This is a genomic window from Streptomyces sp. NPDC047081, from assembly GCF_040643775.1.
Taxonomy (GTDB): domain Bacteria; phylum Actinomycetota; class Actinomycetes; order Streptomycetales; family Streptomycetaceae; genus Streptomyces.
In genome coordinates this window covers 397,677-416,898 of record NZ_JBEYUY010000004.1, presented here as the reverse complement: position 1 = coordinate 416,898, position 19,222 = coordinate 397,677, and the positions used below count along the sequence as shown (strand labels likewise).

Here is a 19,222-nt window from a genome sequence, read left to right as displayed (position 1 = left end):
CAGGCCCGAGGATTGGTCCGGATCGAAACGAATCTAAAAGAGGTGGATGGCGAGGTGACCGAGGGGCAGCCCGAGCTGCCAGGCCTTCGTCCACACCTTCGGTCCCTCGTCCTCACCGATGCCTGCACCGCCGCCCGGCACCGCGTTCAGATCGGGCGCGAGCAGCTCGGTCTCCTCCAGCCAGCGCCAGGCCGCAGCGGCCAGGTCCAAGTCGGGCGCGGGGGCGCCGGATTCGACCGCCCGGGCCGCGAGGTCCGCCATCCGCTCGCGCACCCAGTCCTGCCACGGCTGGTCGTACGCCGTCAGCGAAAGCCAGGTCTCCAGCTGGGAGACCACCCGGATGCCCGAGAGTTCGCCGTCCGTGTCCGAGAGGAAGATGGTCAGCGCGAGGGCGTCGCGCCCGGCGCGGAACTCCATGGACGTCGGCGGCATGAGGTCGCCCGTCCGCAGCAGCTCGTCGGCGATGTACTCGGCGTACAACCAGGCCATCGGGACGACCAGTTCACCGCCGCCGGTGCCGTCCGTGCTCTCTTGACCTCTGTGCAGCATCCCTTCCTGCCCTTCCTCCGGTGCGTGCGCGTCGCCCGACTCCGGGCCCCGTTCTCGGGCCCCGAGCCCCCAGTCCGGAACACGGATGAGGACAGCCGATTACTCAACCGGGGTCCTCAGCAAGGCGCTTTACGGAGGTTTGACTGATCCGTTGGTTTCACCGCAGGTCGGCCGCATATCCGGGAAGCACCCGGCGCAGGGCGCGCAGCGCGTAGAACGCGCGGGACTTCACGGTACCGGGAGGGATGCCGAGGGCTTCCGCGGCTTCCGCAACACTCGCACCCTGGAAGTACACGAGCACCAGGACTTCACGGTGTTCCGGAGTGAGTGTCTTCACAGCCTCGCGCACATCGAGGGCGGCGGCGGCCCGCTCGGCGTGGTCGGCGATCACCCGCGCGTTCTCCAGGATCGCGTCCCCGACCTCGGCCGGCCGCGCCTGCCGGGCCCGCCGCGCGTCGATGGCGAGCCGCCGTCCCACGGTCATGAGCCACGGCCGTACGGACTCGAAGTCGTCGGCGCGCAGTGCCTCGGGGTGCTGCCAGGCGCGGACGAGGGTCTCCTGTACGAGGTCCTCGGCGCGTTGCCGGTCGCCGTCACAGAGCCGGAGGAGGAGCGCGAAGAGGGGCCGGCCGTGCTCCCGCTGCAGTGCGGCGAGCTCGTGCTCGGCGGTCGTCCCGTTCGTGAGGGTGGTTCCGGCCGTCATGGGCGTATGGCATCGCAGGGGGCCCATTCGGGACAGGGCCCGTACGGGGATCTGCGGCGGACGGTCGATCGCGTCGACGAACGGTTCGACGAACGGTCCCGGACGCGCCTGCGACCGCTCCGGGCACCTTCCTCGCGCACACCGGACGGGCTAATCGGCGTGCCGGAGTCACGTAGGGGACCATCCCGCTTCGTACGGTTTGTCAGTAAATATGACAACAGTGGGGTGAGCTGATGATTGCACGCAGACAGCAGGTTGCCCTGGCCCTGACGGCCGTCCTCGCCGGGGGCGCCGCCTGCCAGGCACAGCACCACGACAGGGCGGCCGGGGCTCCGGCCCCCGCCGCAGCCCGCGGGTTCACGCTCGTCGCCTCCGGCGACGTCCTCCCGCACAGCTCGATCATCGACCGCGCGCAGTTCGACGCGGGCGGCACCGGCTACGACTTCCGTCCGATGCTCGCCGGCGTCAAGCCCGTGGTCTCCCGCGCCGATCTGGCGCTGTGTCACATGGAGACCGTCTACGGGGCGAACGGCGCCTACACCGGCTACCCCATCTTCAAGTCCCCGCCCGAGGTGGCCCAGGGCCTGGCCGCCACCGGCTACGACGGCTGCTCCACCGCCTCCAACCACACCCTCGACGACGGCCCCGAGGGCATCCGGCGCACCCTCGACGCCCTCGACCAGGCAGGTGTGCGGCACGCCGGTTCGGCCCGCACCGAGGCCGAGGCGCGCACCGTGACGATTCTGCGCGCGGGCCGGGCCAAGGTGGCCCACCTCGCGTACACCTACGACACCAACGGCTTCCCGCTCCCGCAGGGCGAGCCCTGGGCCGTCAACATCATCGACCAGAACCGGGTCGTCGCGGACGCCCGGGCCGCCCGGCAGGCGGGCGCCGACGTGGTCGTCGTATCCCTGCACTGGGGCACGGAGTGGCAGGACGCGCCCGACGAGATGCAGCTCGCCCTCGCCCGCGCGCTCACCGCCTCCCGCACCGACGGCCGCCCCGACATCGACCTCATCCTCGGCACCCACGCGCACATCCCGCAGGCGTACGAGAAGGTCAACGGCACCTGGGTCGTCTACGGCATGGGCGACCAGATCGCCGGCGAGATGTACAACCACGAGGGCGTCCAGGACCCGCGCGGCAACCAGTCCACCATCGGCCGCTTCACCTTCGCCCCGCCGGCCAGGCCGGGCGGGCGGTGGGAGGTCACCAAGGCCGAGTTCATCCCGCAGCTCTTCGACATCGACGCCGGCCGGGTCGTCAACCTCAACCAGGCGCTGAAGCAGGGCGCGGATGTGGAGGGTGTCCGCGACCGTATCCGGGACGTCGTGCTCAGCCGCGGCGCGGCGAAGGACGGGCTGGTGATGGGGGAGTAGGGGAGTAGGCGCCTTTGGTGCCCTCAGTCCGCTTCCTCGTGGTCGAAGGTCCGCAGCATCTCCTTCAACACGCGTACGCACGCCCGCAGTTCGGCGTCGGTGAGGTCGCCGCCGACCTGCCGATTCAGGGCGTGCTCGCGTTCCAGGATGGTGTCGATCATCGCCTCGCCCGCCTTCGTGATGCGGATCAGTGAGGATCGCTGGTGCGCGGGATTGGGCGTGACCTCGACCCAGCCCTCGGCCACCGCGTCATTGACCATGCGCTGCACGAACTGCCGGGTCAGCGCCATGATCCGGCCCATCTGCGGCACCGTCATGGACCCGTACCGGCGCAGCAGGACGAGCACGGAGCGCACCCCGACGGAGACGCCCTCGACCTGTTCGCCCTGCTCGACCTTGCGCAGGCCGCGCCGGTAGAGCGCGCCGATCAGGTCGAACACCTCGGAGACGCGATGGCCGAGTTCGTCGGGGGAGAGCGGGGCGTCGTTGTCGTTCACCCGGACATCATGCACCGGGTCATCATGACAACCGGGTTGTCAAAGTCGCGCGAAGATGACACCTTGGTTGTCATGACGGTCACTTCCGAACTCAGCCACTACCCGTCCACCGACGGCGACCTCGCCTACCGCGACAGCGGCGCGGGCGACCTCGTCGTCCTCCTCCACTCCGGCTACGTCGACCACCGCCTCTTCGAGGGTCAGACGTCCGCGCTCGTCGAGGCCGGGTACCGCGTGATCGCTGCGGACGTCCGCGGTCACGGCTGGTCCGCCAACGCGAGCGAGCCCTTCCGCTGGGCCGACGACCTCGCGGGCCTGCTCCAGCACCTCGACGCGGGCCCCGCGGTCCTGATCGGCGTCTCGATGGGCGGGGCCATCGCCGGCGACACCGCGATCGAGTATCCGGAACTGGTCCGGGGGATCGTCCTGAGCGGCGCCTCGGTCAGCGACTTCAAGTACACGTACGAGGCGACCCAGCAGGTCCTGGCGGACTCCCTCCGCACCCTCCACTCGGGCGACGTCGAGGGCTGGCTAGAGGTGTTCCTGCGGGGCGTCGCCGGACCGTTCCGCACGGCCGGCGACATCGACCCCGCCATCCTCGACCGGATGCGAGAGATGGCCCTGCACACCATCGCCAAGCACGCGCCGGGAGAGCGCGACTGGCACGTGCCGATGACCGACACCTGGCCGCGCGTACCCGAGATCGACGTCCCGGTGCTCGTCGTCAACGGCGCGCTCGACTCGCCGGACCTGATCGAGGACGCGGAGCGCCTCGCCCGTACCGTCCGCAATGGGCGAGCCGTCCGGGTGCAGGACACCTCGCACTTCCCGAACCTGGAGAAGCCCGAGGAGTTCAACGCGCTCCTGCTGGACTACCTCCGCGCCCTCTGACGGCGAACGCGGCTCCGGACAGAGTGCTGCGTTTTCTGGGGGACAACCCCCAGACCCCCGGCACCCGCGCCGATGACGCCGCCTACGCCGATCGCCGTCAGCCGTCACAGCCCCGGCGACCGGTCGAGGCGTGCGCCCTCGCCGAGCTCTGTCTCCTCGATGCGCTCGATGGGTTTGCGGCGGAGAATGCCCCAGCCCGCCCGGAGCCTGGCCATGAGCCTCACCTCTTCACGTTGGGCAACGGCTGACGAGGGATCATGACGGACCAGCCGCACATACATGCCGGGGCCACGTGAACTGAATCGCTGTTCAGGAGCGAGCGGCCGCGCGTAGTTTGACGCGCAACCACTCGCATCGCTCGGGGAGTACCTCGAATGAACAGCGACAAACCAGCCCTGACGCCTCTTCGGACCTTCCGCTTACCGTCCGCCGTCACCCGCACCGACCGCCCCCTCGGCGAAGCCCTCGTCGCCGCCTGGCAGTCGGACGGCATCTTCCAGATCCACGCCACCCCCACCCAACAGGCCGCCACCGAAAGGGCGTTGGCCGCCTCCCGCGCCTTCTGCGCCAGGCCGCTGAGCGAGAAGGCCGCGCATGTCTCCGACCTCACCTACAGCGGCTATGTGGCCTCCGGCGAGGAGGAGACCGCGGGCGAGAAGGACGGTTCGGAGATCTTCACCGTCTGCCCCGACATCCCCGCCGACGACCCCCGCGTCCTCGAACACCGGCCCTGCCACGGCCCCACCCCCTGGCCGTCAGCCGCCTACGCCGACGCGATGACGGACTACATGGCCACGGTCGGCGAGATCGGACACCGGCTGCTCCAACTCGCCGCGCTCGGGCTGGGATTGGCCGACCCCGACCACTTCACCCGCCTCACCGCCGACGGCTGGCACCACATGCGCGTGCTGCGCTTCCCGCCCGCCGACGCGACCTCCGAACGCGGCATCGGCGCCCACACCGACTACGGCCTGCTCGTCATCGCCGCCCAGGACGACGTCGGCGGCCTTTACATCCGCCCGCCCGTCCCCGGCGAGCAGCGCGGCCGCAACTGGCTCCCCGGCGAGTCCATGGCCGGCCGCTACGAACACGACGAACCCTGGACCTACGTCGCCCCGGTCCCGGCCGTCTTCACCGTCTTCCCCGGCGACATCATGCAGTTCATGACCGGCGGCGCCCTGCTCTCCACCCCGCACAAGGTCCGCCTGGCCGCCCGCGAGCGCTACACCCTCGCCTACTTCCACGAACCGGCCTTCAACGCCGTGGCCCGCCCGATCGCCGCGACGGACCCCGCCGAGCACATCCACTACGGCACCCACTTCACGCAGATGTTCCGCAGGTGCTACCCCGACCGCGTCACGACCAGGAGGATGGACGAGGACGACGGCCTGAAGGTCCTCGCGCGCCTGCGCGAGGAGGCGCTGAGCGGCGGGCCTACGGCACGACCGTGACCGGCCAGCGCCCCGCCTTCACCAGGCGTACCGCCACCGAGCCCACGATCCGGTGGCCCGCCTGCTCCGACGCGCCCACCACCACCGCGTCCGCCTTGAGCTCGTCCGCCGCCTTCACCAGACCGCTGTAGGGGTCGCCGCGGAAGGTGTGGAACTCCCAGCGCACCTCGAATATCCCCTTCAGCCGCTCGGTCGCGTCCAGGATGTACGCCTTGAGGTCCTCGGCGATCTCGTCCGTCGTCTCCGCCACCGGTGCCCCCATGGCCGCACCCGCCGCCATCACCGGCTGGACGTAGACCACGGCGAGCAGCGCGTGCTGGCGCCGGGCCAGGCCGCCGGCATATGCCGCCGCGCGCAGCGAGGAGTCGGAGCCGTCCACTCCGACCACGATGACCTTGGGCCCGTCCGTGCCCCGCTCGAACTGGTGCGAGTGCTGTTCCGTCACGGCTGTGAGGCTATCGGAATCCGCAGGTCCCGACGCCGGGCGGGGCCGCTCGACGGGCGCGGCGGCCGGGGCCTTCCTACAGTCGGAACATGAGTGCCACCGCGGCCGCCGCCCCGCCCAAGGACACGACGGGTCCGATACGGCCGCCCGGCAGCGGCCGGCTGAGCAGGGTGCCGGAGGTGTTCGCCACCTTCTTCGGCGCCCTCGGCATCCTCTGCGTCCTGCTGGCCTTCATCCCGCCGCTGCGCAGACTGCTCCGCCCGGTCGTCCGCTTCCTGGACCTGCTCATCGTCCCGGTCAGCGCCAACCTCGCCTACGCCGTCTTCCTCTTCCTGCTGGCCGCCGCCACCGCCGCCCGCAAGAAGATCGCCTGGTGGCTGGTGGTCGTCTATCTGGGCCTGCTGGTCCTCACCGACGCCCTGGGCGTCGCCCTCGGCCTGTACGCCGACTCGATCCCCTCCCTCGTCGTCTGCACCCTCGCGCTCGTCGTGCTGATCGTCGCCCGCGGGGAGTTCTACGCCGCCTCCCGCCGCGGTGCCGTCCGCCGCGCCCTCCTCGTCCTGTTCGTCGGCCTGGCCCTCGGCATCCTGGCCGGCTGGGGCCTGGTCGAGCTGTTCCCCGGCACCCTGCCGCACGGCCAGCGCCTGGGCTGGGCCGCCAACCGGGTCCTCGGCGGCCTGGTCTCGGGCCAGTCCTTCGACGGCCGCCCGCCCCGCGCCCTGTTCTTCCTCCTCGGCCTGTTCGGCGCGCTCGCCCTGCTCAACGCGGCCGCCACGATGTTCCGTTCGCAGCGCATGGAGGCAGCCCTGCACGGCGACGAGGAGTCCCGCATCCGCGCCCTCCTCAAGGCGTACGGCGATCAGGACTCCCTCGGTTACTTCGCCACCCGCCGCGACAAGGCCGTCGTCTTCTCACCCAGCGGCAAGGCCGCCGTCACCTACCGCGTCGAGGCCGGCGTCTGCCTCGCCAGCGGCGACCCCGTCGGCGACCGCGAGGCCTGGCCGCACGCCATCGCCGCCTGGCTGGACGTGGCCCGCCGGCACGCCTGGGCGCCGGCCGCGATGGGCGCCTCCGAGGACGGCGCCAGGGCCTTCGCCCGCGCGGGCCTCGGCGCGCTCCAGCTCGGCGACGAGGCGATCCTGAACGCCGGTGACTTCGACCTCGACGGCCGCGACATGCGCGTCACCCGCCAGGCCGTGCACCGGGTCCGCCGTACCGGCGCCACCACCCGCATCCGCCGCCACGCCACCCTCACCGACGAGGAGATGGAGGAGGTCGTCGACAAGGCCGACGCCTGGCGCGACACCGAGACCGAACGCGGCTTCTCCATGGCCCTGGACCGCCTCGGCGACCCGGCCGACGGCGACTGCCTCCTCGTGGAGGCACTGGGCGAGGACGGCCGCCTGCTCGCCCTGCTCTCCTTCGTGCCCTGGGGCCGCGACGGCGTCTCCCTCGACCTGATGCGCCGTGACCGCAGCGCCCCCAACGGCGTCATGGAGTTCATGGTCGCCGAACTCTGCGCCGCCGCCCCCAAGCTGGGAGTGCGCAGGATCTCGCTCAACTTCGCGGTCTTCCGCTCGGCCTTCGAGGAGGGCGCCCGCATCGGCGCAGGACCGGTCCTGCGCCTGTGGCGCCGCCTGCTCCTCTTCTTCTCCCGCTGGTGGCAACTGGAGGCCCTGTACCGCTCCAACGCCAAGTACCAGCCCGAGTGGTACCCGCGCTTCATCTGCTACGGCGACACCGGCGCCCTCGCCCGGATCGGCCTCGCCTCCGGAATCGCCGAAGGCTTCGTATCCGTACCGTCGTTGCGCAAACTCTGGGGAAAGGGGCACCCGAAGGGCGCGCCCAGGCCCGCGACCACCGAGGGCCTGCCGTCGCTGTCGGCGCTCGGCCTCGCGGGAGGGGACGAGGCCGGGCCCGGCGATCCCCTCTCCGGCCTGCCCGAACAGGTCCGCATCCGGCACCACAAGCTCGACCGGCTGCGCGCCGACGGCACCGACCCCTACCCGGTCGGCATCCCCGCCCGCACCCACGCCCTCGCCGAGGTCCCCGAGAGCGGCGAAGTCACCGTCGCGGGCCGGGTGATGCTGGTCCGCGACTTCGGAGGCATCGTCTTCGCGGTCCTGCGCGACTGGTCCGGCGACCGCCAACTCGCCCTCACCCGCGCCGACTCCGGCCCCGCCCTCGGCCGCTTCACCGCCGACGTCGACATCGGCGACCACATCACCGCCACGGGCCGGGCGGGCCTCAGCGACCAGGGCGAACCGACCGTCTTCGTCACCTCCTGGCAGCTCATCGGCAAGTGCCTGCGCCCGCTGCCCGACAAACGCAGAGGCCTCGCCGATCCCGAGGCCAAGGTCCGTATGCGCTACGTCGACCTGATGTCCAGCCCCGACGCCCGCGACGTCGTCCGCGCCCGCTCCACCGCCGTACAGGCCCTGCGCCAGGGCCTGTTGGAGCGCGGCTACCTGGAGGTCGAGACCCCGATGCTCCAGCAGATCCACGGCGGCGCCAACGCCCGCCCCTTCACCACCCACATCAACGCCTACGACCTCGACCTCTATCTGCGCATCGCCCCCGAGCTGTACCTCAAGCGGCTGTGCGTCGGCGGCCTGGAGAAGGTCTTCGAGATGGGCCGCACCTTCCGTAACGAGGGCGTCTCCTACAAGCACAACCCCGAGTTCACGATGCTGGAGGCGTACCAGGCCTTCGCCGACTACGACGTCATGCTCGACCTCACCCGCGAACTGATCCAGGGCGCCGCCACCGCGGCCTTCGGCACGCCCGTCGCGCACAAGGACGGCAAGGAGTACGACATCTCGGGCACGTGGCCGGTGAAGACGGTGTACGGCGCGATCTCGGAGGCACTGGGGGAGCACGTCGACGCGGACACCCCGCCGGAGGCGCTGCACTCCCTGTGCGACCGAGCGGGCGTCCCGTACACGGTGGACGACGGCAGAGGCGACGTGGTCCTCGAAATGTACGAGCGCCTGGTCGAGGAGAGGACCCAACTCCCCACCTTTTACAAGGACTTCCCCACGGACGTCTCCCCGCTCACCCGCCAGCACCGCACGGACCCGCGCCTCGCCGAACGCTGGGACCTGGTCGCCTTCGGCACCGAACTGGGCACCGCGTACTCGGAGCTGACCGACCCGGTCGAACAACGCCGCCGTCTGACCGCCCAGTCCCTCCTCGCCGCCGGCGGCGACCCCGAGGCGATGGAACTGGACGAGGACTTCCTGGACGCCCTCGAATACGCGATGCCGCCCACCGGCGGCCTGGGCATCGGCGTGGACCGCCTGGTCATGTTCCTCACGGGCCTGACGATCCGCGAGACGCTTCCCTTCCCGCTGGTCCGCCGCCGCTGAGGGGCTGGAGCAGCCGCAGATCGTCTCCCCAGGCGTCGAGCACGTCGCCGTGCCCGGCGTCCCGCGCGGCCCGCTCGATGTCCTGGAACAGCGCGCGCTGACTGTCCGGATGACCGTCCGCGAGGATCCGCCGCAGCAGGGGGAGCAGCCGCTCGACACGCCATTCGCTTCGCTCCCCGAGCGGCTGCCGCTCCAGCTCCCATCGGAGGTACTTGTTGTACGGCCGCACCCGCCGGTGCAGCGCGAACACGACCTCCAGCGCGTACGGCACACTCTCGGCGGCATCGAGATGCCCGAGCTCGTCCCGCCCGTCCCGGAAGCTCTTCAGCGAGCGATACGTCTGATTGACATAGGCGTCGAGATGCGCGGCCGCGGCGGCCCGCGCCTCCTCGGGCTCCAGCGCCCGCTTGCGGTCGAGAATCGCGCCGATCTCCCCGCCGAGCCGGTCGAGCAGCACTTTGGCGTGCACATACGAGTAGCGGGCGAACGCCGCCACGTCACCGGGCAGCCCACGCCGGCGGAACTCGTCGAGGGTGAGCACCACCAGGTCCAGGTGCCCGGAGCGGAACCAGTCCAGCTCGCTGAGCGGCGACGCGTCGCGATCACGCAGCACGACGTGCAGGTCGTGATCGGACCGGGCGGTCACCATCCCGTCGTGCACCTGCGAACCGCTGAGGACCAGCCCGACGACGCCGGGATCGGCACGCGCGCGGGTGACGAAGGCGGCCAGGGTTTCGTCGGGGGTGGCGCCGAGGGCAGGAGGAGGCGTGGACATGAGGCGTCGACGCTACGTCTGAACATCCGCCCGCCGAAAGCGAATAAACGCCCCCTCGCTTGGGCCGTGTGGGTGTTTTCCTGCCGCCGCCCCGGTGTTGCTGGGGTGCGTCGGGCTCTTCTCGGGCGACTGATGAGTCATGAAGAAGGATCAGTTGTTCACGCGGCGCCGGGTGTTGATCGCCGGAGCCGGTGTTCTGGGGGCGGCCGGCACCGCCGCGGCGTTCGGCCTTGCCGGGGGTGACGAGGCCGCCGCGCCTCGCGCCGTACCCGCCGCCGGACCCCAGGCGCGTCCCGCGCTCAAGCCCTCCGCCTACCGGCTCCAGCCCCTGACCGGATACGGCCCACCGCGCACCACCCCGGGCCGCACCGTCGTCCGGCACGAACCGTTCCTGCGGATGTCCGGTCGTGGTCGCACCATGGTGCTCACCTTCGACGACGGCCCCGATCCCCGCTACACCCCGCACATCCTGGACACCCTCGCGGAGTACGACGTCCGCGCCACGTTCTTCGTGTGCGGGGAGCAGGCCGACTGGAACCGGGACCTGCTGGGCCGGATGGCCGACGAGGGCCATGTCGTCGGCAACCACACCTGGTCCCACCCGCTGCTGACCCGCCTGACCCGCTCCCAGATCCGCTCCGAGATGCAGCGCACCAGCGACGTCATCGAGGAGGCGTACGGGGAGCGGCCGTTGTGGTTCCGCGCTCCGTACGGCGCCTGGAACCGCGCCGCCTTCCAGCTCGGCGCCGAACTCGGCATGGAACCGCTCGCGTGGACCGTCGACACCCTGGACTGGACCGCCCCCGGCACCCGCACCATCGTCCACCGCGTCGAGGACGGCGCCGCCCCCGGCGTCGTGGTGCTCTCGCACGACGCCGGAGGCGACCGCTCCCAGAGTGTCCGGGCATTGAAGGACTATCTGCCGCAGCTGCTGGACTCCGGCTATCACATGACCGTGCCGACACGGCGTTACGCGTAACCCGTTCCGCCCGCCCGGTCGGGGAACGCTCAGCGGACCTCGACCAGGCGGGCGAAGACGACGACATTGCCGTCGTAACCATGCTGCTTGGAGAAACCGCCCCCGCACGTGATGACCCGCAGTTCCGGTGTGCCCTTCGAGCCGTAGACGCGGTCGCCGGGGAAGTCGTTCTTCGAGAAGACCTCGATGCCGTAGATCTCGAAAACGGCCGTCTTTCCGTCCTTGCGGGCGATGTCGACGCGGTTTCCCTTCTTGAGGGCGCCGAGTCCGTAGAAGACGGCGGGGCCCCTCATGTTGTCCACGTGGCCGACCACCACCGCCGTGCCCTTCTCGCCGGGCGAGACCGCGCCGGTGAACCAGCCCGCCAGGTTCGGGTCGTCCGGCGGCGGTGCCCCGACCCAGCCGTCCGTGTCCAGGCCGACCGGCATGACCGGCGCGTCGACCCGGATCGCCGGGATCCGCACCCGGTCCGGCTGCGAGAACGGCAACGGCTGGGCCTTGGCGAAGGTGCTGGGAACGCGGCTGTCCGCCGCGGCCGCGGAGGCGGGCTGCGGCGGGCCCACGTCGAATTCCCCCGAACCATTCCGAATGAGCGCGAGGCCGGTCAGCAGAACAAGCGCTATCACGCCCCAAGGAGCACGCTTCTTCGGCTGCGGCTCCTCCTCTTCGGCCAGCTCGAACGCAGACATTCGCTTTCCCCTCTCGACGTGGCCGTCGCCACGTCATTCGCGCATACGTGAACGCTAAATGCGGCGGACGGAACCGGCGACGGGACAGACGCGAACGGGTGGCCCCCGACTCCATTGGTGCGCCATCCGAGTTGCCGCGCACAGGAATTTTCTGACGGTCCGTGACCTGCGGCGATATCCGATTGTGCGGTTTTCTCTCGGCGTGTCCTCTCACCAGGACGGACCATCGCCGAAATGCGGGCGCGTGCACGGCAACTGAGGGTCTTTCTGGGAGGCGCTTTCTCGCCGACATGCCGGGGACGGGCCCCGGGGCGTCTTCCGCGGAGGATCACATGCGTACCACTCGTGCCCTGGCGGCCTCTGCCGCCGCGGTCGCCGTCCTCGCAGCCGCCGCCCCGGCGGCCGTCGCGGACGGCATGAACATCAGCCTCAGTAATCTCGTGGCGATGCCCAGCGTCATCGCGCGCGGCGGACAGCTGACCATCACCGTCGACGGCTGCCCCTCGATCGCCACCGCGACCTCGGACGCCTTCTCGATGGCGACGCTGACCCCTGTGTCGGGCAGCAACACGGCTAGGGGCACAGCGACGGTCAACCGCAACGCGAGCAACGGCTCGCACAGCATCACCGTCACCTGCGGCACCAAGACGCTGACGAACCCGACCGCCTTCACCATCATCGGCGGCGTCCGCGGCGGTCTCGGCGGCAGCAGCACCAGTGGGGCCACGCCGACCGACATGGCGATCGGCGGCGGGCTCGTGGCCGCGGCCGTCGTCGGCGGTGGGCTGTTCTGGATGCGCCGGCGGTCCGAGAAGCGCATCTGACCCGACTGATCCGGCCTTCACCCCTTCGGAGAGCGGATCGCACGTCAAAAGGCCTCGGCCCCGGGTTCCTCGTCAGGAATCCGGGGCCGAGGCCTTTCCTCCGTCAGGCGCCGTCCTGGCCGGTGCGGCGGCGCGAGAAGTGGTACGCCGCCCCGACCGAGCCCGCGATGAGCGCGGCCCCGAGCCCGATCTCCTTGAGGTCGAACCCGGCGATGCTGCCGCCCTCACCGGCGTGCACACCCCGGTTGGGGCTGACCGGATTGATCGGCACCGGCGTGGGGCCCACCGGGCGGCCGCCGGCGATCGTCAGATCCGTGGATCCGCTCACCCCGTCACAGGTGAACGTCACCTGGTACACGGCGCCCGGCTTGGCGTCCCAGTCGACCATCGCCGTCCTCGACGACTGTCCCGTGGGAATGGTGACCGTGTCGAACACCGCCGAGGTGACCGTAGCCGGCCCCTTGCAGCCGCCGTCCCGGTTGAGCTGCAGCGTGACCTGGCCGCCCGCCGCGATGGTCGAGGGCAGGACGCTGAAGCCGAACGGCGTGATGTTGCCGGCCACGGCGGCCGGCGCGGAAACAGCGAGGGCACAGGCGCCCAGCAGTGCGGCCGAAGCGACGCGTATCGCGCGCATGGTGAATCCTCCGGGTCCCCGAGGAGCAGCTGCGGACCTTTTCCGCATGCGCCTGAAATGCACCTCGATGACCGAAACGCTAGGAACACGTGTGCGTCTGCGCGATCGCAGTCGGGCGAATGGGGCAAGAGTGTGGGCCACCCAGGGGACGGGGGCGGCGTGGCGCCCGTCTCTCGGCGGCCCGTCAGGTGAGGGGTGGTCAGGCCCCGATGTGCGGGAACAGGTTCAGGAAGGGTTCCGCGGAGGCCGTGATACCGCGGGAGTAGGGCGCGTCGAAGTCCCAGATGAGGAAGAGCAGGAACGCGATCAGCGCGGAGAACAGTCCGGCGAGGGCCAGTTCGCGCACCGTGCGCCGGATCTGCAGCGCGAAGATCATGCCGATGGTGATCACGGCCCCGCCCAGCAGCCCGAACCACACCACGCCCGGCATGGTCGCGCCCATCGAGTCGGCCCGGGCGGCACGGGCCTGGTTGGCCGCGGTCACCTGGTCCAGGAGCGGCTGGTAGGCCTGGGCCTCGAAGTCCGTCCTGGGCTCGTAGTCGGTGACGTCCCGGCGGATGCGCTCGAAGAGCTCGTCGCCGCGCACGGTGACCTTGCCGTGGTCGGCCATCACCTTCCACTCCGTGTTGACGACTTGTCCGACATAGGCGTTGACATCGTCCCGAATGCGGTCACGGGGTTCGGGCGGATAGACCCGTACCCGCTCGGAGATCTCGTGCAGCGCGGCCGCCTCCGCCTGGACGTGGTCCTGGGCGGCGCTGCGCCCCTCCCACACTCCGGCGATGGCCAGGCCGAGGACGATGGCGTAGACGACCCCGATCCACATCGTCATGTACTCGATGACGTCGGGCGTCTCGGTGGTGTCCTCGTCGTCGGGAGCGGAGCGGTGCCGTACGACGGTGATGACCACCACCACCGCGCAGGCGGCCAGCATCGCGAGGATGAGAACAAGCCATTCCGGCAAGAGGTGCCTCCAGGAGGTCAGCGCGGGCGCAGCGCGGCGACGGCGATCGCGGCGGGCGCGGTGATGAGCAGGACGAAGGTGAGCGGCGACGTGGCGTCGTGGGTGGGGTGGCTGGGCGCGGGGGAGCGGTAGCGGGGATAGGCGACCGGCGTCACGGAGGGGCGCGGGGTGGGCTTGGCCGACGGCTTCGGCGTGGGGGTCGGTGGCGGGGGCGGGGTGGGGACCGGCGCCGGTGCGGGCGGCGGGGTCGGGGTCGGTTTCGGTGGCGCGGGCCGCGGCGGAGGCGGCGGCTCGGGCTTCGGCGTGGGCTTGGGGGTCGGTGTCGGCTTGGGCGTCGGAGTAGGTGTCGGTGTCGGAGTGGGCGTCGGCGTCGGGCTCGGGCACGGTGGCTCGGGCGTGGGCGTCGGCTTCGGGCAGGCCGGAGGCGTCGGCCAGGAGAGGGTTCCGGCGACCGCCACCGCCCGGGTGCCGTCCGGGCCGGTCGAGGCATACGCGCAGGCGTCGGCCCTGGCCGCGCCGGCCGGTGCTCCGACGAGCAGCCAGGTGAGCGTCGTCAACGCCAACACCCTTGCCGCGCGGGTGGTTTGGGTCGGTTCGGGTCCATGCACGACGGAGATCATGAGCCCTCGTGCGCCCGTGCACGCCCGAGCGCGCCGGGATTGGTCCGAACGGGGGATTGAGGGCGTGCAGGGGTTTGACCGGGGTGCGCCCGTGGGCGCGTAACGGCGCACGGATGTGCGAGTCGGAGCGCCGGTGTCACAGGTTCCGGAAAGAAATTTGTGGGGCGGTTGAACACAACCGCAGCTCCCATGCGTACCCATGCTCGTGCGGCGGCGCAGCAGGGCGCTGCAACACCCTTGCGATTATGGGGAGTTGTTGACGATGAAGACCTCCTGGCGGAGCGCCTCGTTCGTGGTGGGCGCCGCGGCCGTGCTGGCCCTTACTACGGCGTGCGGCCAGGAAACCACCAGTTCGGGAGTGGGCAGCCAGAACGTGGGTGCCACGGCCGCCGCCGGCGACTACGGGAGTGTCGGCGTCGGTGCGAGTGCCAGCCCGAGCAACGGCTACGGCGCGGACGGCCAGCAGGGTGCCGCCACCCAGACCAGCCCCGCGGGCAAGCTCGCCGTCACCAGCAACGCCGAGCTCGGCCAGGTGCTCACCGACGGTGCCGGGCTCACCCTTTATCGCTTCGACGCGGACACCGCCGAGCCGCCGAAGTCCAACTGCGACGGCGACTGCGCCAAGACCTGGCCGCCCGTTCCCGCGGACGACGCCACGGCCGGCGCCGGCATCGACAAGGCGCTGCTCGGCGAGGTCACCCGCACCGACGGCACCAAGCAGCTGACCATCGCCGGCTGGCCCGCGTACCGCTACGCCAAGGACACCAAGGCCGGGGACGTCGCCGGTCAGGGCGTGGGCGGCAAGTGGTTCGCGCTGGCCCCCACCGGCAAGAAGGCGACCCTCGCCAGCCTGCCGGGCCTGTCCGTCAAGAACGACCCCAAGCTCGGCAAGATCGTCGTCGACAAGAACGGCATGACGGTCTACCGCTTCATCAAGGACGTGGCCTGGCCCGACCCGATCTCGAACTGCACCGGCTCCTGCCTGGAGAAGTGGCCGGCCGTCGCCCCGGTCGCGGCGAACGACACCGAGGGCATCGAGAAGAAGGGCCTGATGGGCTTCACCCGGCCCGACGGCGTCAAGCAGATGACCGTCGACTGCTGGCCGGCGTACACCTTCTCCGGTGACACCAAGCCGGGCGACACCAACGGCCAGGGCGTGGGCGGCACCTGGTACGTCATGTCGCCCGACGGAAAGCCGATCGGCGCGCCGAAGAAGTAGGCATCACCTCCCCAGGGTTGATCGCACCGGACGCGCGCACGATCGCAGGTCCGCCCCCTCCGCACCGCACGGAGGGGGCGGACCGCTTTCGGCGTGGCGCCGTTTTTGTCGTTTTTCATCGGATGAGGAACGGCACGTGCCGCAGGCAGTGACCGGGAACGGACGGTCAATTTCCGTTTCGGCTCGCCCCGTTGGCAGGCGATCAGTAGCCTCAGCTCGAACACCGGATCGCCTACGCCTTGGAGAGATAGATGGAGCGTCCCGCCTGGGCCCCCCGGGGCATCGACATCTCGGTGCCCAGCGTCTCGCGGATGTACGACTACTACCTGGGCGGTTCGCACAACTTCGAGGTCGACCGGGAAGCGGCCCGCAAGGCGATGGAGTTCATGCCGGGACTCCCCAAGATCATGCAGGCGAACCGGGCGTTCATGCGCCGCGCGGTGCGCTTCGCCGTCGGGGAGGGCATCTCCCAGTTCCTGGACGTCGGTTCCGGCATCCCGACCTTCGGCAACGTCCACGAGGTCGCCCAGTCGGCCAACCCCGAGGCACATGTCGTGTACGTCGACCACGACCCGGTCGCCGTCGCGCACAGCGAGGCGGTCCTCAAGGGCAACGAGCGGACGGGAGTTGTCGCCGCCGACCTCCGAAAGCCCCAGGAGATCCTCGCCGGCGACGAAGTTGAGCGGCTGATCGACCTGAACCGGCCAGTGGCGCTGCTTCTCGTTGCCATACTGCACTTCGTGGAAGACGCGGACGACCCGTACGAGGCGGTGGCGGAGCTGCGCGACGCACTCGCGCCCGGCAGCCTGCTCGTCCTCACGCATGCCTCGTACGAGGGAATCCCGCTGCCACCGGAGCGGGCCGCCGGCACGGTCGACGTGTACAAGGACATCCGCAACCCGCTGATCATGCGCTCGCGCGAGGAGATCGCGCGGTTCTTCGAGGGGTACGACATGGTGGAACCGGGACTGGTGCCGATGCCCGAGTGGCGGCCGGAGACGGCACCGGAGGACGAGGATCCTTATGCCTTCTCCGGGTTCGCCGGCGTGGGGCGTACCGCGTGATCGCCGAGCCGGACGGGCCGGAGGACAGACTGCGCCGGTTCGCGACGATCTGGAGCCGGGCGGTGTTCCCGGTGACCTCGACGTCCCTGACCCGCCCCGAGCTGGAGGAGCAACTCCTGCCGCTGGCCCGGCGGTTGAGCGAGGCCCTGCACACCCGGACGCTCGACGCCGACGAGGGCAGGGCGGTGGGCGCCGCGCTGGTCGCCGCGCACTGCACCGACCCGGAGGCGCTCAGCCGCACCCTGGACTGCGTCGACGCCTATCTGGTGCTCTACTGCGGCGAGGACGGCGACCAGGAGGAGCTGCGGGTGCGCGCCGCGCGGCTGCAGCACGCCATGGCGGCCGGTTTCGCGCAGGCGCTGCGCGAGCGGACGCTGGCCGAGCAGGAGGCCATCTCGGCTGCCGCCCTGCAGGCCCAGGGCGTGGTCGCGCAGGCCCTGCACGCGAGCGAGGCCCGCTTCCGCGCGGTGTTCGAGGGCGCGGCCATAGGGATCGGCATGGCCGACCTGGACGGCAACATCCTCCAGGTGAACGGCGCGCTGCTGCGCATGTTCGGCCTCTCCGAGCAGAACCTGCGCTCCCGCAACGTCAAGGAGTGGACCCACCCCGAGGACGCCCCGCAGACCTGGACGCTCTACGAGGAACTCGTCCGCGGCGAGCGCGAGCACTACCACCTCGAGAAAGCTTTCTACCGGCCCGACGGAACGGTCCTGTGGACCAATCTGACGGTCTCCCTGCTGCGCGACGCCGACGGCAACCCGCAGTACCAGCTCGCCCTCATGGAGGACACCACCGAGCGGCGGCTGCTCAACCTCCGGCTGCGCTACGAGGCCACCCACGACGCGCTCACCGGACTGCCCAACCGGACCTTCTTCTTCGAACGTCTGGAGAAGGCGCTGGGAGCGGGCCAGGGCCAGCGCTTCGGCCTGTGCTACCTCGACCTGGACGGCTTCAAGACCGTCAATGACAGCCTCGGCCACTCGGCCGGCGACCGCCTGCTCGTCGAGGTCGCCGACCGGCTGCAGGCGTGCACGACCGCGCCCGGCGAGATGGTCGCCCGGCTCGGCGGCGACGAGTTCGTGGCGCTGACCACCGGCCCCGACACCGAGCGCGAGGTCGACGAGCTCGCCTCCCGCATCATGAACGCCCTGGTCGCCCCGATCAGCATCGACGGCCGCGAGCTCACCGTGCGCGGCTCCATCGGCATCGTCGAGGGCCCGGCGGGGGAGCGCGGTCCGGCGGAGGTGCTGCGCAGCGCCGACATCACCATGTACCGGGCCAAGTCGGCGGGCGGCAACCGCTTCGAGCTGGCCGACGAGGAGGCCGACGCCCGCGCCATCACCCGGCACGGGCTGACCACCGCGCTGCCGGCGGCCCTGGACCGGGGCGAGTTCTTCATCGAGTACCAGCCGCTGGTCCACCTCGGCGACGGCAGCGTCCGCGGCGCCGAGGCCCTGGTCCGCTGGCTGCACCCGCAGCACGGCGTCCTCGGCCCGGACCGCTTCATCCCGCTCGCCGAACACACCGGCCTGATCGTCCCGTTGGGCCGCTGGGTCCTCGAACAGTCCGTCCGCCAGGCCCGCGAGTGGCGGGAACGGTACGACGAGGCGGGCCCGCTCCGCATCAATGTCAACCTCTCGCCCTGCCAGCTCACGCACCCCGGGCTGGTCCAGGACACGGTCGACATCCTGGAGCGGGCGGGCGTCGAGCCTGACGCGCTGTGCCTGGAGGTCACCGAGTCGGCTCTCATCGGCGCCGACGACGACCTCCTCAAGCCGCTGCGCCGCCTCGCGGAGATGGGCGTCGACATCGCCCTCGACGACTTCGGCACCGGCTACTCGAACCTGGCGAACCTGCGCCGGCTCCCGGTCAGCATCCTCAAGCTGGACCGCTCCTTCACCCAGAGCATGCAGCAGTTCCCCGCCGACCCGGTCGACCTCAAGATCGTCGAGGGGATCGTCTCCCTCGCCCACAGCCTGGACCTCGCGGTCACGGTGGAGGGCGTGGAGACGGGCGCCCAGGCCGAGCAGCTGCGCATACTGGGCTGCGACACGGCCCAGGGCTGGTACTACGCCCGCCCGGGCCCACCGGAGCGACTGCACGAACTGGCGCTGGTGGACGCGACGGGCTGAGCGGCGGCCTGGGCCGACCCCCGCGGACCGAGGGAGTTG

18 protein-coding genes are annotated in these 19,222 nt (G+C 71.0%); 9 read left to right on the top strand and 9 right to left on the bottom strand.

Annotated features, from left to right (window positions below; translation table 11 throughout):
• Nucleotides 1–33: 33 nt before the first annotated feature.
• Together ABZ848_RS10310 and ABZ848_RS10305 are read right to left on the bottom strand one after the other, a co-directional pair.
• The gene (locus ABZ848_RS10310) at nt 34–549 is read right to left on the bottom strand and encodes a hypothetical protein (RefSeq protein ID WP_360828359.1); all 516 of its coding nucleotides are present in this window, start codon (nt 547–549) and stop codon (nt 34–36) included.
• Between the two features lie 157 nt (nt 550–706).
• Complete coding sequence (locus ABZ848_RS10305) at nt 707–1,252, bottom strand: sigma-70 family RNA polymerase sigma factor (protein WP_242776238.1); 546 nt, start codon at nt 1,250–1,252, stop codon at nt 707–709.
• A 233-nt stretch (nt 1,253–1,485) separates the two neighbouring features.
• Here ABZ848_RS10305 and ABZ848_RS10300 point away from each other — a divergent pair, with 233 nt between their 5' ends.
• Nucleotides 1,486–2,631: a CapA family protein gene (locus tag ABZ848_RS10300; protein WP_360828355.1), complete on the top strand. Its 1,146-nt coding sequence runs from the start codon at nt 1,486–1,488 to the stop codon at nt 2,629–2,631.
• A 23-nt stretch (nt 2,632–2,654) separates the two neighbouring features.
• Here the strand turns inward: ABZ848_RS10300 and ABZ848_RS10295 are convergent, their stop codons facing one another.
• The gene (locus ABZ848_RS10295) at nt 2,655–3,128 is read right to left on the bottom strand and encodes a MarR family winged helix-turn-helix transcriptional regulator (protein ID WP_360828352.1); all 474 of its coding nucleotides are present in this window, start codon (nt 3,126–3,128) and stop codon (nt 2,655–2,657) included.
• A 72-nt stretch (nt 3,129–3,200) separates the two neighbouring features.
• On the opposite strand from ABZ848_RS10295, the gene ABZ848_RS10290 reads away from it, so the two are divergent.
• A complete protein-coding gene (locus tag ABZ848_RS10290) occupies nt 3,201–4,019 on the top strand; it encodes an alpha/beta hydrolase (protein ID WP_360828349.1) in 819 nt (272 codons plus the stop codon).
• 374 nt (nt 4,020–4,393) lie between these two features.
• Nucleotides 4,394–5,470 carry a 2-oxoglutarate and iron-dependent oxygenase domain-containing protein gene (locus ABZ848_RS10285; RefSeq protein ID WP_360828346.1) on the top strand — a complete coding sequence of 359 codons (1,077 nt, stop codon included), beginning with the start codon at nt 4,394–4,396 and terminating at the stop codon, nt 5,468–5,470.
• On the opposite strand, the gene ABZ848_RS10280 is transcribed toward ABZ848_RS10285, so the two are convergent.
• A complete protein-coding gene (locus ABZ848_RS10280; RefSeq protein WP_360828343.1) occupies nt 5,454–5,915 on the bottom strand; it encodes a universal stress protein in 462 nt (153 codons plus the stop codon). The two genes, ABZ848_RS10285 and ABZ848_RS10280, sit on opposite strands and share 17 nt — an antisense overlap.
• 89 nt (nt 5,916–6,004) lie before the next feature.
• On the opposite strand from ABZ848_RS10280, the gene lysX reads away from it, so the two are divergent.
• A complete protein-coding gene (gene lysX / locus ABZ848_RS10275; RefSeq protein ID WP_360828340.1) occupies nt 6,005–9,283 on the top strand; it encodes a bifunctional lysylphosphatidylglycerol synthetase/lysine--tRNA ligase LysX in 3,279 nt (1,092 codons plus the stop codon).
• On the opposite strand, the gene ABZ848_RS10270 is transcribed toward lysX, so the two are convergent.
• The gene (locus ABZ848_RS10270) at nt 9,228–10,058 is read right to left on the bottom strand and encodes a hypothetical protein (protein ID WP_360828337.1); all 831 of its coding nucleotides are present in this window, start codon (nt 10,056–10,058) and stop codon (nt 9,228–9,230) included. The two genes, lysX and ABZ848_RS10270, sit on opposite strands and share 56 nt — an antisense overlap.
• A gap of 139 nt (nt 10,059–10,197) precedes the next feature.
• On the opposite strand from ABZ848_RS10270, the gene ABZ848_RS10265 reads away from it, so the two are divergent.
• The gene (locus ABZ848_RS10265; protein ID WP_360828334.1) at nt 10,198–11,037 is read left to right on the top strand and encodes a polysaccharide deacetylase family protein; all 840 of its coding nucleotides are present in this window, start codon (nt 10,198–10,200) and stop codon (nt 11,035–11,037) included.
• 29 nt (nt 11,038–11,066) lie between these two features.
• Here ABZ848_RS10265 and ABZ848_RS10260 read toward each other — a convergent pair whose 3' ends face one another.
• Nucleotides 11,067–11,726, bottom strand: a complete 660-nt coding sequence (locus tag ABZ848_RS10260; RefSeq protein ID WP_360828331.1) for a class F sortase — start codon at nt 11,724–11,726, stop codon at nt 11,067–11,069.
• Nucleotides 11,727–12,058: 332 nt separating this feature from the next.
• On the opposite strand from ABZ848_RS10260, the gene ABZ848_RS10255 reads away from it, so the two are divergent.
• Entirely contained in the window at nt 12,059–12,550 is a 492-nt protein-coding gene (locus ABZ848_RS10255; RefSeq protein ID WP_360828328.1) for a hypothetical protein, read from the top strand.
• A 103-nt stretch (nt 12,551–12,653) separates the two neighbouring features.
• Here ABZ848_RS10255 and ABZ848_RS10250 read toward each other — a convergent pair whose 3' ends face one another.
• The 3 genes from ABZ848_RS10250 to ABZ848_RS10240 all read right to left on the bottom strand — a co-directional run bounded on the left by ABZ848_RS10250 (nt 12,654) and on the right by ABZ848_RS10240 (nt 14,714).
• On the bottom strand, nt 12,654–13,184 hold the full coding sequence (locus ABZ848_RS10250) for a hypothetical protein (RefSeq protein WP_360828325.1): 531 nt from the start codon (nt 13,182–13,184) through the stop codon (nt 12,654–12,656).
• A 199-nt stretch (nt 13,185–13,383) separates the two neighbouring features.
• Nucleotides 13,384–14,148 carry a DUF4239 domain-containing protein gene (locus tag ABZ848_RS10245; RefSeq protein WP_360828322.1) on the bottom strand — a complete coding sequence of 255 codons (765 nt, stop codon included), beginning with the start codon at nt 14,146–14,148 and terminating at the stop codon, nt 13,384–13,386.
• Nucleotides 14,149–14,165: 17 nt separating this feature from the next.
• Entirely contained in the window at nt 14,166–14,714 is a 549-nt protein-coding gene (locus tag ABZ848_RS10240; RefSeq protein ID WP_360828637.1) for a hypothetical protein, read from the bottom strand.
• A 316-nt stretch (nt 14,715–15,030) separates the two neighbouring features.
• Between ABZ848_RS10240 and ABZ848_RS10235 the strand changes: the two genes are divergently transcribed.
• From ABZ848_RS10235 to ABZ848_RS10225, 3 genes are all read left to right on the top strand, one after another.
• Nucleotides 15,031–15,987, top strand: coding sequence for an SCO0930 family lipoprotein (locus ABZ848_RS10235; protein ID WP_360828320.1), 957 nt, complete (start codon nt 15,031–15,033; stop codon nt 15,985–15,987).
• Between the two features lie 251 nt (nt 15,988–16,238).
• A complete protein-coding gene (locus ABZ848_RS10230; RefSeq protein ID WP_360828317.1) occupies nt 16,239–17,051 on the top strand; it encodes an SAM-dependent methyltransferase in 813 nt (270 codons plus the stop codon).
• On the top strand, nt 17,048–19,183 hold the full coding sequence (locus ABZ848_RS10225) for an EAL domain-containing protein (protein WP_360828314.1): 2,136 nt from the start codon (nt 17,048–17,050) through the stop codon (nt 19,181–19,183). Before ABZ848_RS10230 ends, ABZ848_RS10225 begins: the two co-directional genes overlap by 4 nt.
• Nucleotides 19,184–19,222 lie beyond the last annotated feature (39 nt).

What these genes read in the sequence shown, in the direction of transcription:
- ABZ848_RS10260 (WP_360828331.1), bottom strand. Translation starts at nt 11,726, where the DNA reads ATGTCTGCGTTCGAGCTGGCCGAAGAGGAGGAGCCGCAGCCGAAGAAG.
- ABZ848_RS10300 (WP_360828355.1), top strand. Translation starts at nt 1,486, where the DNA reads ATGATTGCACGCAGACAGCAGGTTGCCCTGGCCCTGACGGCCGTCCTC.
- ABZ848_RS10265 (WP_360828334.1), top strand. Translation starts at nt 10,198, where the DNA reads ATGAAGAAGGATCAGTTGTTCACGCGGCGCCGGGTGTTGATCGCCGGA.
- ABZ848_RS10255 (WP_360828328.1), top strand. Translation starts at nt 12,059, where the DNA reads ATGCGTACCACTCGTGCCCTGGCGGCCTCTGCCGCCGCGGTCGCCGTC.
- ABZ848_RS10285 (WP_360828346.1), top strand. Translation starts at nt 4,394, where the DNA reads ATGAACAGCGACAAACCAGCCCTGACGCCTCTTCGGACCTTCCGCTTA.
- ABZ848_RS10305 (WP_242776238.1), bottom strand. Translation starts at nt 1,252, where the DNA reads ATGACGGCCGGAACCACCCTCACGAACGGGACGACCGCCGAGCACGAG.
- ABZ848_RS10230 (WP_360828317.1), top strand. Translation starts at nt 16,239, where the DNA reads ATGGAGCGTCCCGCCTGGGCCCCCCGGGGCATCGACATCTCGGTGCCC.
- ABZ848_RS10250 (WP_360828325.1), bottom strand. Translation starts at nt 13,184, where the DNA reads ATGCGCGCGATACGCGTCGCTTCGGCCGCACTGCTGGGCGCCTGTGCC.
- ABZ848_RS10310 (WP_360828359.1), bottom strand. Translation starts at nt 549, where the DNA reads ATGCTGCACAGAGGTCAAGAGAGCACGGACGGCACCGGCGGCGGTGAA.
- ABZ848_RS10235 (WP_360828320.1), top strand. Translation starts at nt 15,031, where the DNA reads ATGAAGACCTCCTGGCGGAGCGCCTCGTTCGTGGTGGGCGCCGCGGCC.
- ABZ848_RS10290 (WP_360828349.1), top strand. Translation starts at nt 3,201, where the DNA reads ATGACGGTCACTTCCGAACTCAGCCACTACCCGTCCACCGACGGCGAC.
- ABZ848_RS10270 (WP_360828337.1), bottom strand. Translation starts at nt 10,058, where the DNA reads ATGTCCACGCCTCCTCCTGCCCTCGGCGCCACCCCCGACGAAACCCTG.
- lysX (WP_360828340.1), top strand. Translation starts at nt 6,005, where the DNA reads ATGAGTGCCACCGCGGCCGCCGCCCCGCCCAAGGACACGACGGGTCCG.